This window comes from Micromonospora sp. NPDC007230 (assembly GCF_042869115.1).
Classification (GTDB): domain Bacteria; phylum Actinomycetota; class Actinomycetes; order Mycobacteriales; family Micromonosporaceae; genus Micromonospora.
Genome location: NZ_JBIAFE010000019.1, coordinates 68,382 through 82,967, shown reverse-complemented (window position 1 = coordinate 82,967; position 14,586 = coordinate 68,382). Strand labels below are relative to the sequence as shown.

At 71.8% G+C, this 14,586-nt stretch carries 14 protein-coding genes and 1 tRNA gene; 10 read left to right on the top strand and 5 right to left on the bottom strand.

What is annotated here, in order from left to right; genetic code table 11:
• Positions 1-82 precede the first annotated feature (82 nt).
• On the bottom strand, positions 83-712 hold the full coding sequence (locus ACFYML_RS24720) for a 5-formyltetrahydrofolate cyclo-ligase (RefSeq protein WP_387422892.1): 630 nt from the start codon (positions 710-712) through the stop codon (positions 83-85).
• Between the two features lie 83 nt (positions 713-795).
• Here ACFYML_RS24720 and ACFYML_RS24715 point away from each other — a divergent pair, with 83 nt between their 5' ends.
• From ACFYML_RS24715 to ACFYML_RS24685, 7 genes are all read left to right on the top strand, one after another.
• Positions 796-3,009: a diguanylate cyclase gene (locus ACFYML_RS24715; protein WP_387422891.1), complete on the top strand. Its 2,214-nt coding sequence runs from the start codon at positions 796-798 to the stop codon at positions 3,007-3,009.
• Between the two features lie 9 nt (positions 3,010-3,018).
• Positions 3,019-4,011, top strand: coding sequence for a UTP--glucose-1-phosphate uridylyltransferase (locus ACFYML_RS24710; RefSeq protein ID WP_387422890.1), 993 nt, complete (start codon positions 3,019-3,021; stop codon positions 4,009-4,011).
• Complete coding sequence (gene glp / locus ACFYML_RS24705; protein ID WP_387422889.1) at positions 4,008-5,321, top strand: gephyrin-like molybdotransferase Glp; 1,314 nt, start codon at positions 4,008-4,010, stop codon at positions 5,319-5,321. Before ACFYML_RS24710 ends, glp begins: the two co-directional genes overlap by 4 nt.
• Before the next feature lie 88 nt (positions 5,322-5,409).
• On the top strand, positions 5,410-6,018 hold the full coding sequence (locus ACFYML_RS24700; RefSeq protein ID WP_387422964.1) for a GNAT family N-acetyltransferase: 609 nt from the start codon (positions 5,410-5,412) through the stop codon (positions 6,016-6,018).
• Positions 6,019-6,198: 180 nt separating this feature from the next.
• Complete coding sequence (locus tag ACFYML_RS24695; RefSeq protein ID WP_387422963.1) at positions 6,199-6,993, top strand: hypothetical protein; 795 nt, start codon at positions 6,199-6,201, stop codon at positions 6,991-6,993.
• Between the two features lie 245 nt (positions 6,994-7,238).
• Entirely contained in the window at positions 7,239-7,796 is a 558-nt protein-coding gene (locus ACFYML_RS24690) for a dihydrofolate reductase family protein (protein ID WP_387422888.1), read from the top strand.
• 181 nt (positions 7,797-7,977) lie between these two features.
• Positions 7,978-8,054: transfer RNA gene (locus ACFYML_RS24685), tRNA-Ala, on the top strand.
• Positions 8,055-8,166: 112 nt separating this feature from the next.
• On the opposite strand, the gene ACFYML_RS24680 is transcribed toward ACFYML_RS24685, so the two are convergent.
• Positions 8,167-8,250 (bottom strand): toxin-antitoxin system HicB family antitoxin, encoded by an 84-nt coding sequence (locus ACFYML_RS24680; protein WP_387422962.1) that lies wholly within the window; start codon positions 8,248-8,250, stop codon positions 8,167-8,169.
• 283 nt (positions 8,251-8,533) lie between these two features.
• On the opposite strand from ACFYML_RS24680, the gene ACFYML_RS24675 reads away from it, so the two are divergent.
• The 3 genes from ACFYML_RS24675 (at position 8,534) to ACFYML_RS24665 (ending at position 10,036) form a co-directional block, all read left to right on the top strand.
• Positions 8,534-8,671: a hypothetical protein gene (locus ACFYML_RS24675; protein ID WP_387422887.1), complete on the top strand. Its 138-nt coding sequence runs from the start codon at positions 8,534-8,536 to the stop codon at positions 8,669-8,671.
• A gap of 87 nt (positions 8,672-8,758) precedes the next feature.
• Entirely contained in the window at positions 8,759-9,301 is a 543-nt protein-coding gene (locus tag ACFYML_RS24670; protein ID WP_387422886.1) for a DUF4396 domain-containing protein, read from the top strand.
• Positions 9,302-9,391: 90 nt separating this feature from the next.
• The gene (locus ACFYML_RS24665) at positions 9,392-10,036 is read left to right on the top strand and encodes a GNAT family N-acetyltransferase (protein WP_387422885.1); all 645 of its coding nucleotides are present in this window, start codon (positions 9,392-9,394) and stop codon (positions 10,034-10,036) included.
• Positions 10,037-10,210: 174 nt separating this feature from the next.
• Here the strand turns inward: ACFYML_RS24665 and ACFYML_RS24660 are convergent, their stop codons facing one another.
• The 3 genes from ACFYML_RS24660 to ACFYML_RS24650 all read right to left on the bottom strand — a co-directional run bounded on the left by ACFYML_RS24660 (position 10,211) and on the right by ACFYML_RS24650 (position 13,701).
• The gene (locus ACFYML_RS24660) at positions 10,211-11,974 is read right to left on the bottom strand and encodes an FG-GAP and VCBS repeat-containing protein (RefSeq protein WP_387422884.1); all 1,764 of its coding nucleotides are present in this window, start codon (positions 11,972-11,974) and stop codon (positions 10,211-10,213) included.
• 107 nt (positions 11,975-12,081) lie between these two features.
• Entirely contained in the window at positions 12,082-13,014 is a 933-nt protein-coding gene (locus tag ACFYML_RS24655) for an aminoglycoside phosphotransferase family protein (protein ID WP_387422883.1), read from the bottom strand.
• Positions 13,015-13,059: 45 nt separating this feature from the next.
• Entirely contained in the window at positions 13,060-13,701 is a 642-nt protein-coding gene (locus ACFYML_RS24650) for a hypothetical protein (RefSeq protein ID WP_387422882.1), read from the bottom strand.
• Positions 13,702-14,586 lie beyond the last annotated feature (885 nt).

The following is a 14,586-nucleotide window of genomic DNA, read 5'->3' as shown; positions in this document are numbered from 1 at the left end:
TTGGCACGGTCTGTTGGCACTCGACGCTTCCGAGTGCCAATGGTGCGTCATCGGCGAGGATTCGTCCAGCGGAAGTGTGCCGTCAGACAACCGTCGCCCGGGCCAGCGTACGCAGGCCGTCGGTGGGGGTGATCACGGCGCGGACCGGTCGGTCGTGCGGCTGCGCGGGCAGCGCCTCGACCAGCTCACCGTCGTGCAGCAGCGCCACGGTCAGGGTGTCCGCCGGCACCCGGGCGAGCGCCCGGTCGTACGAGCCGCCACCCCGGCCCAGCCGGATCCCCCGGCGGTCCACCGCCAGGGCCGGGACGATCACCAGAGCGGCCTCGGCCACCGCGTCCGGGCCGCGGCGGGGCCCGGCCGGCTCCCGCAGGCCCCGCCCGGCGGCCCGCAGCGACCCCGGGTCGGTGTAGCTGGCCCAGTCCAGGTCCAGGTCGTCGCGGAGCACCGGGAGCAGCAGCTCCGCCTCGGGCGGCAGCGCCGCGCGCAGCACCGCCGGCAGATCGCTCCCGCCCGGCTCCGAGCCGACCGGCACGTAGGCGGTCATCCAGGCCGGGCGGAGCCGGCCTACCAGGGAGGTCAGCTCGGCCTGGACGCGCGCCGCCGCTGCCGCCCGGGCCGGCGCCGGCAGCGACCGGCGGTGGGCGAGCAGGGTGACCCGCAACTCCCGCTTCGCAGCATGCGTCGCATCCACTTCATCCGAAAATTCCGGCACGCAACACTCCTGACGCAACGCTTGTCTCCCCGTCGCTCTGTGTCAGCATCGCAGCAAGGGGCGCAGAACTTCCGGGAGGAAGCTTGACGCTACGCGGGCGGTTGACGGCGGCCTTCCTCGCGGTGGTGCTCGGCCCCGTCCTGCTCGGCGCCTTCTTCGTCGGGGCCACGATGGCAGCGGTCGATGACAGCCGCGCCACCGAGCGGCTTGGCCTGGCCGCCGCCGGGGTGCGTACCTCGGTGGACGCCCTCTGCCAGCAGTTGCGCGCCGCGGCCGACGCGGTCGCGCTGGTCACCGACCCCGCCGCCCGCCACCGCGCGGCCGACCAGGTGGTGGGCCGCGGCCTGGCCGCCGCCGTGCTGACCGTCGACAGCGCCGGCACGACCAGCTACGCCACCCCCGGCGGCCCGGCGCGGCCCTGGCAGGAGTGCTCCAGCGAGCCGCCCGCCGCCGGCCCGGTCCGCGCCCTCGCCGCCGAGGTCCAGCTCCGTGACCCGGCCGGCGCCGACCTGGGCACGGTCACCGCCGCGCAGCCCGTCGACCCGGCCTTCGTCGCGCGGCTCGCCGCGGTGACCGGGGTCGCGGTCACCCTCCTCGACGATCCCGCCGGCACCGACCCGGTCACCCTCACCACCGAGACCCGGGAGGTACGCGCCGCGGTGCTCGCCGCCGCCCGCACGGTCGACGGGGACCGGGTCACGGAGACCGTCGACGGGCGGTACGTGCGCCGGGTCGGCCCGTCCCCGGGGCAGCCGCTGCCGCTGGTGCTCTCGGTGCCCGCGGAGCGCCCGCCGGGCCTGCACGTCGCCCTGGTCGGCGCGGTGGTGCTGGCCGCCCTGCTGGCCGTGCTGGCCGCCTGGCGGCTGGCCCGGGTGACCACGCGGCCCCTGATGGAGCTGGCCGGCGCGGTGGACCGGGTGGCGCACGGCGACCTGACCGCCCGGGTGCCGGTACGCAGCCGGGACGAGATCGGGCGGCTGGCCGGCGCGTTCAACCGGATGACCAGGGAGACCGGCAGCTACGTGGCTGCCCTGACCAGCAGCCGGGACCAGTTGCGCGGGCACCTGGCGGTGCTCGGCGACACCCTGGCCAGCACCCACGACCTGCAACGCATCCTGCGGGTGATCCTGCACAGCGCGATCGCCGCGACCGGCGCCCGGGCCGGTGCGGTGCTGCTGCTCGACGGCGACGGCGTGCTCGTCGGCCAGTGCGTCGAGGGGCTGGACGGGCGCCGGCCCGGCGACGACGGGTCCGACCCGGCGACGCTGCGGGTACCGGCCGGCACGGGGGTGGTCGGCACGGTGGCCGCGACCGGGGAGCCGCTGTGCGGCCGGTGGGAGCCGGCGGACCCGCCGACCGGGGAACCGACCTGCGAGACGTACATCGCGGTGCCCTTCGCCGCGCCCGGGGCGGCGGAGCTGGCCGGGCGCGGCGACCCGGACCGGCCCGGGCACCCGCCGGCCGACGACGACGCGGCTCCGGCGGGTTCCGGCGCGCTCGGCGTGCTGGCCCTCTACGACCGGCTGGGGGCCGAGGAGTTCGCCGACGACGATCTGGTCACCCTGCGGACCTTCGCGGCCCACGCGGCGGTGGCGGTGGAGAACGTCCGGGTGCACGAGGAGACCCAGCGGCTCTCCCTGACCGACCCGCTCACCGGGTTGTGGAACTACCGCTACCTGCGCGAGTCGATCCGGCGGGAGGTGGAACGGGCCAACCGGTTCGGCCGGATGCTCAGCGTCCTCGCGCTCGACCTGGACCGGTTCAAGGACGTCAACGACACCTGGGGGCACGCCGCCGGGGACGCCGTCCTGGTGGAGTTCGCCCGCCGGGTACGCGGCGAGATCCGCGAGGTGGACCTGGCGTTCCGGCAGGGCGGCGAGGAGTTCGTGGTGCTGCTGCCGGAGACGGACGCCCGGGGCGCGACCATCGTCGCCGAGCGGCTCGGCGCGGTGGTCCGGGACCAGCCAGTGCCGGTGGACGGGCACGGCGGCGAGCCGGTCCGGGTGGCGGTGACCGTCTCCATCGGCATCGCCGTCTACCCCGACCACGCCGCCGGCGGGCAGCAGGTGCTCGACGCCGCCGACGACGCCCTCTACGCGGCCAAGGCGGCCGGCCGGGACGGCTACCGGCTGGCCCAGCCGCCCGACCCGCCACCCACCCGGGAGATCCCCGTGGTGGTCGCCGCGGTCAGCCCGCCCGACGGACTGCCCCGGGCCGGCACCCCGGACACCTCCGGCGGAGGGCAGGGCGGCGCGTCTTCCGGTCCTCACCCGCCGCGGCAGAGCCGTGGCCGATAGTCTCGCGACATGTCGGAGCACTCAGCGAACCCCTCAGCGGCCGCGACCGGTCGCCCCCGTGCGGTCAAGGCCGTGATCCCGGCGGCCGGCCTGGCCACCCGGTTCCTGCCGGCCACCAAGGCGGTCCCGAAGGAGCTGCTGCCGGTCGTGGACCGGCCGGTGTTGCAGTACATCGTCGAGGAGGCCACCCAGGCCGGGCTCAACGACGTCCTGCTGATCACCGGGCGCGGCAAGACCGCCATGGTGGACCACTTCGACCGCCGGCCCGACCTGGAGGAGCGGCTGGCGAACAAGCCCGAGCTGCTGGCCGCCGTCAAGCGCACCGAGGACCTGGCCGAGATCTACACCTGCCGGCAGCCCGAGCAGCTCGGCCTCGGTCACGCCGTCGGGTACGCCGAGTCCCACGTCGGCGACCAGCCCTTCGCGGTGCTGCTCGGCGACGAGTTCGTCAAGATGGACGAGCCGCTGCTGCCGGCCATGCTGGAGCTTCAGGCCCGCACCGGCGGCATCGTGCTGGCGTTCTTCGAGGTCGACCCGGCCGAGACCAAGCGGTACGGCATCGCCTCGGTCGAGCCGGCCGAGCCGGAGTACAACGACATCGCCGACATCGTCAAGGTCACCGGCATGGTGGAGAAGCCCAAGCCGGAGGACGCCCCGAGCAACCTCGCCGTCCTCGGCCGGTACGTGCTCCCGGGGCGGATCTTCGACGCGATCCGGCGTACCGAGCCGGGCAGCGGCGGCGAGATCCAGCTGACCGACGCGATGGAGATCCTGCGCAACGAGGGAGTGCCGGTGCACGCCATCGTCTACCGGGGCACCCGCTACGACACCGGCATGCCGCTCGGCTATCTCCAGACCGTCGTTCAGATCGCCGCCGAGCGGGAGGACCTGGGCGCCGAGTTCCGCAAGTGGCTGGCCGAGTTCGTCAACCAGGGCGACGAGACCGTCACCGCGGCGATCCTGGAGGGCGTGCGCAACGCGTCGGGCGGTCCCAATACATGACCGCGACGGCCGACGCCGAGGCGGCCGCGAACGAGCTGACGCCGCTCGCTGACTACCTGGGCAGCGTGCTGCGCAGGTTACGCGCGCTGCCTCCGCTCGACCTCGACCTCACCCAGGCCTACGGCAACGTCCTCGCCGAGGATGTCGTCGCGCCGCACTCGTTCCCCGCCTTCGACCAGGCGGCGGTGGACGGGTACGCCGCGCGCTGGGAGGACATCTCCGGAGGAAGCCGGGGGCCGGGCTACGTCCCGGCCCCCTCCGGTACGCGTGGTGGGCGCAGCATCCGGCTGAACGTGGTCGGCGACCTGGGCGCGGCGAGCTGGCGGCCGGTCCGGCTGACCCCCGGCTCGTGTTTCTCGGTGGCGGCCGGTGCGCCGCTGCCCATCGGCGCCGACGTGGTGGTCCCGGTGGAATGGACCGACCAGGGCATGGCCGCCGTGGAGATCTTCCGCGCCCCCAAGCGCGGGTACGGCGTCCGCCGCGCCGGTGCGGAACTGCCCGCCGGCACCCTGCTCGCCCGCGCCGGCACGTACGTCTCGCCGGCCCTGGTCGCCGTCTTCGCCGCCACCGGCATCGGGCACGTGGTGGTCCGACCCAGCCCGCGGGTGGTCATCGTGGCCACCGGCGACGAACTGGTCGACGTCGGCCGGGGCAGCCAGCCCGGCCAGGTGGTGGACACCAACTCGCACGCGCTGACCGCCGCCGCGGCCGAGGCGGGCGCGCTCGCCTACCGGGTGGGGATCTGCGACGACGACCCGGAAGGGCTGCGCGGCCTGCTGGAGGACCAGACCCTGCGGGCCGACCTGATCATCACCACCGGCGGCACCGGCACCGGCCCCGGCGACATGGTCCGCCGGATCCTGTCCCGCCGCGAGGGCGGCCGCGCCGGGCCGGTGACCTTCACAGAGGTGGCCCTCTATCCCGGAACGGCCCTCGGATTCGGTACGGTCGGCGCCGAGGAGGTGCCGGTGGTCTGTCTTCCCGGTGAGCCCGGCGCGGCGCTGATCGGCTTCGAGGTGCTGGCCCGCCCGGCCATCCAGCTGCTCGCCGGCGCCGAGCTGGTGTTCCGGCCGAGCGTCCGGGCCCACCTGCTGGAGACGGTCTCGTCCCCGGGTGGGCTGCGCGAGTTCCGCCCCGCGCACGTGGCCGAGCGGCGGGGCGGCGGCTACACGGTCCAGCCGCTGGCCGGCGGGCCGTTCACCCTCTCCGGCCTGGCCGAGGCGAACGGCCTGCTGGTCCTCGGCGAGCGGGTCACCACCGCCGCCGCGGGCTCCACGGTGGACGTCCTCCTGCTGGATCGCCGTAGGTGAGCGCGAGGAGTGAGCTTGCGAGCCCCGCGGTCGCGAGCGCAAGGCTAGCCCGGTGAGCCTGTTTCGGCGGTCGCCCGGGTGGCCGGCGGTGCTGGTGGACGGTCCGGTGGTGCTGCGGCCCTACCGGCGTTCCGACGCGGCCGTCTGGTCGGAGATCCGGCGCGCCAATCGGGCCTGGCTGTCCCCGTGGGAGTCCCACCTGCCGGGAAGTTGGGACGAGATGAACTCGCCGGCCGCGTTCCGCCTGGTCCATGCCGACCAGCGCCGTTCGGCGCGGATCGGCGAGGGCATGCCGTTCGCGGTCTGCCTGCGCGAGGACGGGCAGGAGCGGCTGGTCGGCCACCTCAACGTGGGCAGCATCGTGCGCCGCGCGTTCTGCTCCGGCTACGTCGGCTACTGGGTGGACTCCCGGGTGGCCGGTCGCGGCGTGATCCCCACGGCGGTGGCGCTGGCCGTGGACCACGCGTTCGGGCCCGGCGGGCTGCACCGGATCGAGGTGAACATCCGGCCGGAGAACTTGCCGTCCCGGCGGGTGGTGGAGAAGCTGGGCTTCCGCGAGGAGGCGTACCACGTCCGCTACATGCACATCGACGGCGCCTGGCGGGACCACATCGGATACGCGATGACCAGCGAGGAAGTGGCGGCCGAGGGCGGGCTGCTGGTCCGCTGGCACCGCGTACGTGACAGCCGCGGGTGAAGCGTCCCACCCGGCGCGCCCGGCGCGGCGCACGGTCAACTCGGTCGGCGGCCCGTAACCTCAAGTAACTGCAAGCTGTGGGCAAGCGCGGCGGGCCTCGCACGATCTGCGTCGTGAACGACGTACGGCGGAACAAGGTGCGGTCGAGTGGCGCTCGCCTCGAATCTGGTGACGGGAGGGGTGAGGGTGCCGACCTCGGTGCTCCTCGCCGTCCTCGCCGCCGCCGGCCTGCTCGCCCTCGCGCCGGCGCTGGTCCGTCGGTACGACGCCACCGAGCGGTTGGTGGCGGAGCGGGCGCAGTCGACGGCGCGGGTGCTCCAGCGCCGCCGGCGGCAGCGCACCGTGCCCGGGCGGCGGCCCATCCACCCACCCCGACACCTCGTCGTCACCCTCAGTGAGGATGCCGACACGGGGAGTCTGACCAAGCCGGTCTCCGCGCCGCCCGCTCCGCGCCGGTCGAGCCGCCTCCGGTCGGTGCCGCCCGCCCCGGCCAAGTCCCGCCGGCGGCACCCCCCGAAGCGCCGCCGGCACACCCCGGCGATCTACCGCCGGCGCCGGGTGCTGGCCGCGCTGCTGCTGCTCAACTTCGTCGAGCTGATCGGCGTGGTGGCGGTCGGCCCCGGGTTCTGGATCAGCTTCTCGGTGACCGGCACCCTGCTCGTGACGTACGTCGTACACCTGCGGAAGCTCGCGCTGGCCGACCAGCGGCGGCGGCGCCGGGAGGCCCGGGAGGCGGCCTGGCTGGCCGCCCGTCAGGCCGAGGTACGCCGCGAGCAGGCGAGGCGCGCCGCGGCCCGCCGGGAGGCGCAGCGGCGCCTTGCCGCCCAACGTGAGGCGGTCCGGCGTACGGCGATGGGGCTGGACCGTCCGACGGACCTGCCGCCGGCGGCCAGCGGCGGCTCGGTCTCCTACCGCCGGGCGGGCGGCCTCCGGGGCCGCGCCTACGAGGCCGGCCGCGGCTCGCACAGCGCCTGATCCCTCCTGACGCCACCTCGGCGACCCTGCTCGGCCCCACTTCGGGGCGATGGTCGGCCCCACTTCGGGGTGATGGTCGGCCCCACTTCGGGGACGTTGCGGTGTCCGGTGGCCGGGACACCGCAACTTCCCCGACCTGGAGCGGAAAATCTTGGACCGGGTTGTCGAATCCGGCGGGGGCCGTCCGACGGGATGGTGAAGGCCGGCGCTGGGCCGGCCGCCACCGACGCACAGGAGCGCACATCATGGCCAAGATCGTTTCCAACTTCTTCATCTCGCTGGACGGCGTCGTGGAGCGGCCCGACCAGTGGCACTTCCCCTACTTCGACGACGACATGGGTGCCGCCGTCAGCCGTGGGGTGGATCAGGCTAGGGCGTTCCTGATGGGGCGCCGGCAGTACCAGGAGTGGGCGGAATACTGGCCGAACCACTCCGGCGACGGCTTCGACGCCGACTTCGCGAACTTCATCAACTCGGTGCCGAAGTACGTGCTGTCCAACACCCTCACCGAGGCGACCTGGCAGAACTCGACCCTGCTGTCGGGCGACTCGTCGCAGGTCGCCGCCCGGCTGCGGGAGGTCAAGGAGCAGACCGACGGGGAGATCGCCATGTCGGGCAGCCCCACCACCGTCCGGTGGCTGCTGGCCAACGGGCTGCTGGACGAGCTGCGACTGCTGGTCCACCCGATCGCCGTGGGACGCGGGCAGCGGCTGTTCGAGGAGACGCCGACGTACCCGCTGCGGCTGGTGAGCCAGGAGACCTTCAAGAGCGGGGTGCTCAACCTGACATACGCCCCGGCCTAGCTCGCCCTCGCGGCCCGGTGGCTTCGAGATCTTGGTAGGTTTCGGCCCCTCTGAGGGCCTTTTCCTGCCAAGATCTCCTCGTCCCGTGGGGCGATTCGCGCCGGGGGTCGGTGACCTGTTAGCCTTGTCGCCGGCCCGCCCGGTGCACGCCGGGTGGGACCGACGCTGGTACGCCAGCGGAGGGGCTGTGGCGCAGACCGGTAGCGCACCTCGTTCGCATCGAGGGGGTCAGGGGTTCAAATCCCCTCAGCTCCACCAGTAACACCATCGACCAGGCAAGGCGTTCCGACGAGATCGCCGGCTAGCCTGGTGAAGCTTTGACAAAACGACCCGGCCCAGCTTCCGGCTGGAGCCGGGCTCGGCGTCTTGATCAGGCTGCCGTGAGCTTGCGCAGGACGTACTGGTTGAGGCTCATCCCTTCTTCGGCGGCCTGGGTAGCAAGTTCGCGGTGCAGGCTCTCCCACCCGAAGGTTGAACTTGCCTGAGTAGCTACGTTCAGCGAACGGCTGCGGCACCTCCTCGCCCTGCTCCTCCATGTCCGCGATCACGTCACGCAGTAGATCCTGGAGCCCCTGCAGAGCCTCAATCTGGGAGGGAGCCACCGCCGGCGGCCAACCCGGATCTTCAAAGGTCCAGGACGCCGACAGTCTGGCCACCACTCAGCTCGCCTGTCGGCCGAAAGCCCAGCTTCAGGTAGAACTGCTCTGGCCCTCCGGCGCGGGGCTCCCGGGTGACGCATGCCCGGGTGCCGCCGCCGGTGGATCCCGCCGGACCCGGACTACGACCAGGAGGTCTGGGACGAGCAGGTACGCCAGCGCAAGCATCAGCCTCTGCGGAACGAGCGGCCCAAGGTGCGTCTCCAGCGCCTCGTCTGACGACAGCAGTCCGGCCGAGTGGCAGCGCACACCTTGATCCCCATACCCCCTAGGGGTATCGTGAGGTCGACTCAGGGAGGTGCGGACATGGATCTTCACAATCACCAGCAGCACGACCCGGCGGGCGTGAGCCCCGCGGTGGCAGCGGTGCAGCCACACGCTCACCACGGCCAGCGCGAGAAGACGACTGCGACGTGGGCGATGGCCGCGGCGGCGACGCTGCACTGCCTCACCGGCTGCGCGATCGGTGAGGTGCTCGGCATGGTCATCGGCACCAGCCTGGGATTGCACAACGCCGCCACCGTGGTGCTGTCGATCGCCTTGGCTTTCGTCTTCGGCTACGGGCTGACCATGCGCGGGGTGCTGCGCGCCGGGGTCGGCGTTCGTACCGCGCTGAAGGTCGCCCTGGCCGCTGACACGATCTCCATCGCCGTGATGGAGTTGCTGGACAACGCGTTCATGGTGGCCGTGCCCGGCGCCATGGATGCCGGCCTGACCAGCCTGCTGTTCTGGACCGCGCTGGCCGCGTCACTGCTGGTCGCGTTCCTGCTCACCACCCCGATCAACCGGTGGTTGATCTCGCGGGGCAAGGGCCACGCCGTGGTGCACCACTACCATCACGCCCACTGACCGCTACCTCGAAGGCGGCCGGGCGTCGCCGCGCTCGCGGCGCCCGGCCGGAATCGGCGTCTGCACGGGTGCCGTCATCGGTGGCGGGGGATGGCCGAGAGCGGTCGGGGTCTGGAAGCATCATCCGGGTCGGTCGCAGTTGACTTCGCCGGTTGGGCAGCGCTGCTGTTGCTCGGCACCAGGGCTGCAACTCCAGAAGGGCTGGCCAGCATGAACGGCTCACTCTTAGTGCGTGAGGCCACGCTCGCGGATCTCGACTTCGTCGTAGCTGTGCACAGCCAGGCCCGCGCCGCCTACTACGGTGCCGGAGGCATCGCGCTCGACGTCATCAGGGATCCGGCCGTCGAGCAGCAGCAGCGGTCGGGGTGGACCACATCGCTGCAGTCGTCGGAGAAGCGGGTGCTGTGCGCGGTCACTGACGATCAGGTCGTGGGTATCGCTGCCATGGGACCTCCGCTGTCATCCGACGTGGACGCGCGGGTAGTGGGCCAGCTCTACCAGATCCACGTGGTCCCCAACAGGTGGCGCAGTGGCATCGGGAGCGCCTTGCACTCTGCCTTTGTGAGTTTTCTGGCGGACGCATCTCTTCGCACTGGCTTGCTCGAAGTCTGGGAACGCAACACGCGGGCCCAGGCCTTTTATGCGAAGCATGGCTGGAAGCCTGATGGGAAGCGCCGAGGTGGCGGCCCGGACAATTCCGAATACCTCTACTTCCGGCTTAAGGCAGAAGAGTGAGCCCGCGACCACCGTGATGCCGCCTACCTACCTCCCAGTTGATGGGCTCTGGCACCAGCAGGCGGTTGCTGTGGGGCTCGGGGCCGCGACCAAGCCACCAGACCCGAGGGCGGCCGGACACCCTGGTGCGCCGGCCGCCACGCCGTGGTCAGGACCCGAGGGGCCCGCCGCTGCTCAACCGCTCAGCAGGCCGTAGGTGAGGCGGACAATCCGGAATTCGGTATCCGAGAAGTCCGCTGGGCGCTGCTGCTTCACGGCCACCAGGCGAGACCCGGGCGGCGGTGAAGAGCTGTTTGGCAGCTTCTGGCGTTGGAGTAGTTGCAGGGTGGTGATGAGGCCGGACGGCTCGCCGGGCGGTTGCTGAAACAAGTCCTCGTACTTCGACTCGACGAACATTTCCAGTGGACCGGTCCCGTCCAGGTCGAGGATCGCCACCGAGGACCCGAGGTAGTCGTTGGGTTCCGGGCGATCGCCGACAGCCGGGGTCGAGTCCTCGAACTCGGCCGGCGGTTTGGGCTTGCGGATCGAGGCCGAAGCCCGCTGGGTGTAGGCGACCGAGCTAGCCCCGGTCGGGCCCTCCGGCGTGCCGGGAATCAACGTCACCGAGCCCGCGTCCGCCACCGTTCCCACGTTCATCCCCATGGCACCGACCAACAGGTCCGGTATGCCGTCGCCGGTGGCGTCGCCGGTCGCGAGTGCGGAGCCGAAATGACCGTTGGCCGAGCCGTTGTCCAGGTCCGGTTCACCGGGAACCCCCGGGGTGTTCTGGTCGAGCACCCGGTGCCCTGCCCATCCAAGGCCGGAGTTCACGCCGCGAAGATAGACGACCTTTCCGCCTGCGTACCGGGGCATCCCGAGGATGAGGTCATCGCGTCCATCCTGGTCCATGTCCGACATTACCATCAGGTCGACCGGAAGGCTCTCGTACGTGTCGATGGCGCCTTCAATTTTGGTGACCTTGGCGGTGCTCGGTCCGTTGACCGAGCCGGGGAAGAGCGTCACCATGCCGTGCCAGTCGAATTCGGTCGCACCGAGCCTGGACCCGCTCACCACAAGGTCGTCGTAGCCGTCGCCGGTGAAGTCACCCATCGCCAAGGCGGTGCCGAAATGCTCCTTCACCAAGCCTGACCAGCGGGGCACAACCTGGCGAACAGTCACCGAGCCGTCCTTGGTGAGGCCGTTCTCCGTGCCCGACAGCACGGTCACCGAACCCCTGAACGGGCCGTCGCGGTCCTCGGTCGCGCCGCCGTCGCTGACGGCGAGTTCATCCCTGCCGTCGTTGTTGAGGTCACCTGCGGCGAATGCAAGGGCATGCGGCCCCGCCAGATATTTCACGTTGGCGCGGTCAAGCCCGCTGGAGCCGCCGTAGTAGACGAAGATCCCGTGCTCGAAGACACCTTGGGAGAGCATCCGCTGGCTGGCGACCGCGAGGTCCTGGACGCCGTCGCCGTTGAAATCGCCGGCGGTGAAGGGGAAAGAGAACCGGTGCCGGGGCTCGGAGGTGGCGGGCGCGGTCAAGATGTCCTGACGGGATAGGCCGGAGTACAGGACGTGCAGGGCCATCCCACCGGGACTCGCGAAACCGCCGACGACCAGTTCGTCCTTGCCGTCACCATCCATGTCGAACCTGGGCTTGGCCCGGACAGCGGAACGCGCCGCCGTCGTCTGTGGCGCCTCCGTCGTCTGTGTCGCGGCCGCCGTGCTCTGCCGGGCGGTGACCTTACGGGGCGTCGGATTCGCCGCCGCGTTCCCCGGCGCCTGCGCGGCGATCCGGTCCCTTCCGCCGTCCTCGATGAGAACGTCGCTGCCAGCGGCTGCCGCCTGAGTCGGCCCGGGCGGAGGCTCCTGCCTGCTGGCAGCGCTCGCCGAAGTGAAGGAGATGCTGAGCAGCGACACAACTGCTACGGCGGTCCCACGAATTCCCCGTGCAATCTTCACGCTTTTCCTTGTCAAACGGTGGGTCCGAGAGCATGAGGCTAGCCGATCCCTGAATCCGCGTCACCGCACTACTGGATCACACCGGGGCAGGGCCGACTTGCCGTTGCTTACCAGGCACACCACAGAGACTCAGTGATGTCCTGCCGGTTGAGCGCCGCAGCGCACCAGGCGAAATGCCCGTCCTTTCCCTCCGCGTCGTAGGAGTTGCTGGTCAGCAGCGCGTAGACCGCGCGATAGAAGAGCAGCTCGTGAGTGGTGTGGCCGAACAGCCGGCACAGGGTCTCGACCCATTCGTCGTCCAGGCTGCGGGCGGCCGGCCCGTACATGTCGAAGACGCCCGCGGCGATGCTCGCCTCGAAGGCCGGGTCCGCCTCCGTGGACAGGAAGCCCCAGTCGAGCAGGGCCGCCGGCTCGCCGGCCGGCGTGACCAGGACGTTTGCCGGTACAAGATCGCCGTGGATGGTGACGGTGCGGGACGGACGGAGGCCGTCGATCAGGTGGCGGACGCGGGCGACCTTCTCGTCGAACCGGTCGACGGCGTTCCGCAGGTAGGGGTGGGAACCGGCGACCCGTCGGTCCACGAGGGCGCGTAGGGCAGCGGCCCAGGTGTCGTGGCCCTGCCACATCGACGCGGGCTCGTCGAGCACGGTCAGCCGGCGGGCCGACTCGCTGCCCGTCGTCTCCGCGAGCGCCGTGACCACCGTCAGCGTGCAGGTGGCCGCCGCGTCGACCGAGACGGCGCCCGCCCCCACGGCCTCCCTCAAGTTGCGGCCGGCCAGCTCCCGCTCGATGGTCACCCCGCAGCCGTGCAGCTCGTCCACGTCGACCATCCGGGGTAGGGCGAAGGGAAGGCCCTGCGACCCGAGGTGCTCATAGAAGTCCTTGATGAACCGCAACTCGGCTGGCTGCCGGCGGAACCACAGCTTGCCGACCTGCCCGTCGCCGAGGGCGAAAACGATCCCTTCCATGCCCTCGCCGAGCAGGTCGAACCGGCGGTAGCCCTGCTTCGCGAAGTGGTCCTTCAGCTGTTCGTGCGTCACGGGCGGCAACTCTGACCTCGACAGGTGATCGTCACGCGGAGTGGCTCAGCGCGGGGGATGCGGGCACATCCCGCCGAAGGCGAACTGCCAGGGTGTGGCTGCCATTCTGGAGGTGACCTGACGGGACGTGCCGTCTTCCGTGCGGACCGATATCACGACCGGGACCGGTTCGTTCGACACTCTGGCCGTGCAATCGAGCGTCAGCCGCACGCTGAACGGTTGTGCTCCTGGCCGCACCACATCTGATCTGACCGAGGAGAGGCCGAGGTCGCCCTTCGACGCGTGGATGTCGGTGACCTCCACCGGCAAGGGGCCATGGTTCACCACGATGACCGATGATTCCGCCCGGACCAGTGAACCCTCGCGCTCGCCGCCCGCCACCTCGCCCTTCCCGAGCACCAGCACCGCGGCGACCGACTCATCCGCCAAGCGCTGTTGCCGCGCCTGCCACTGATAGGTGCCGACGCCAGCCACGGCTCCCGCGCCGGCAAGCAGCGCCAGGACCAGTGGCAGCGGGACATGCGCCGATCGGAAACTGCGCCAGGGGTGCCGTAGCGGATCCTGGTGGGAAAGCGGCGGCTGCGCCTGCCTGGACGGCGCGTCCAGGTCGATCACGGGCGCCTCGCCCGTGCCGGACGGCTGGCCGGCCGACCCAGACACCTGCTGCCCGCCCGTTTCCTCGCGCACGATGCGCACGCTACCGGTGTCCGGCATTCTTCGCGGTCCCGGTCGCGGATGCCGCTATCCCTGCCTGGAATGCCGGGCGATCGCGTAGCGGTCGCGGGCAGGGCCGGTGAGCTGCCGGCCGGTCAGGCCGCCCGGAGCCGGCGGTGCAGGGTGAGGCCACTGACGGGTACGGCGGTGGGATTGGGCCGCCCGGACGGGGGCGGCCTCCGCGGAGGAAATTCCGCTGCTGTGAACTCAAGCGGCGCTCCAGTGCAGCCGGCCGTCCTTGGCCGACCTCTGGCACCGCATCAGCCGGCCCTTGTCGGTGAGCCCGTAAGCGCCCTCGGGACTGCAGGAAGCGCCGGGACGGACGCCGACTTGAATTGGTGGCGTCGTCGGCTTGGTCGTGCGGGACGTACTGGGGGTCGGCGTCGGCGCCGGTTTGGGGCTGCTCCGCGTCGGCTTCGGCGTCGGGCTGGGCTTGCTGGTCGTAGCCCTGGGATTCGGCGACCTGGTGGTGGCCGCCGGGCTCGGCGACCCGGTCGTGGGCGTGGGGCTCAGCGAGTCGGAGACAGCAGGGTCAGCCATGGCCCGCTCCGCCGAAGCGGACGGCTTCGCGGCTGGCTTGTCGTCGCCGGGACTGCCGATGGCGGCCAGGCCGCCACCGCAGCAGCACAGCAGGGCCAGTCCGAGGAAGCCCAAGGCGACCTTCTGCCCGGAAGTGACGCGTCGCTTCGGCCCGTTGTCAGGAACGACCTCGGTCGGACCCGGGGTCGTTAGCCAGCCTCGTTGCTCGTTCCCGGCAGCAGCCGGATCCTGCGCCTTCGGGTCAGGTGGGATTGCCTCGAACTGGGCGGTTGGCGCCTGGTAGGGCGGGGGTGGCGGCAGTTGCCGGTACCCGGGGTC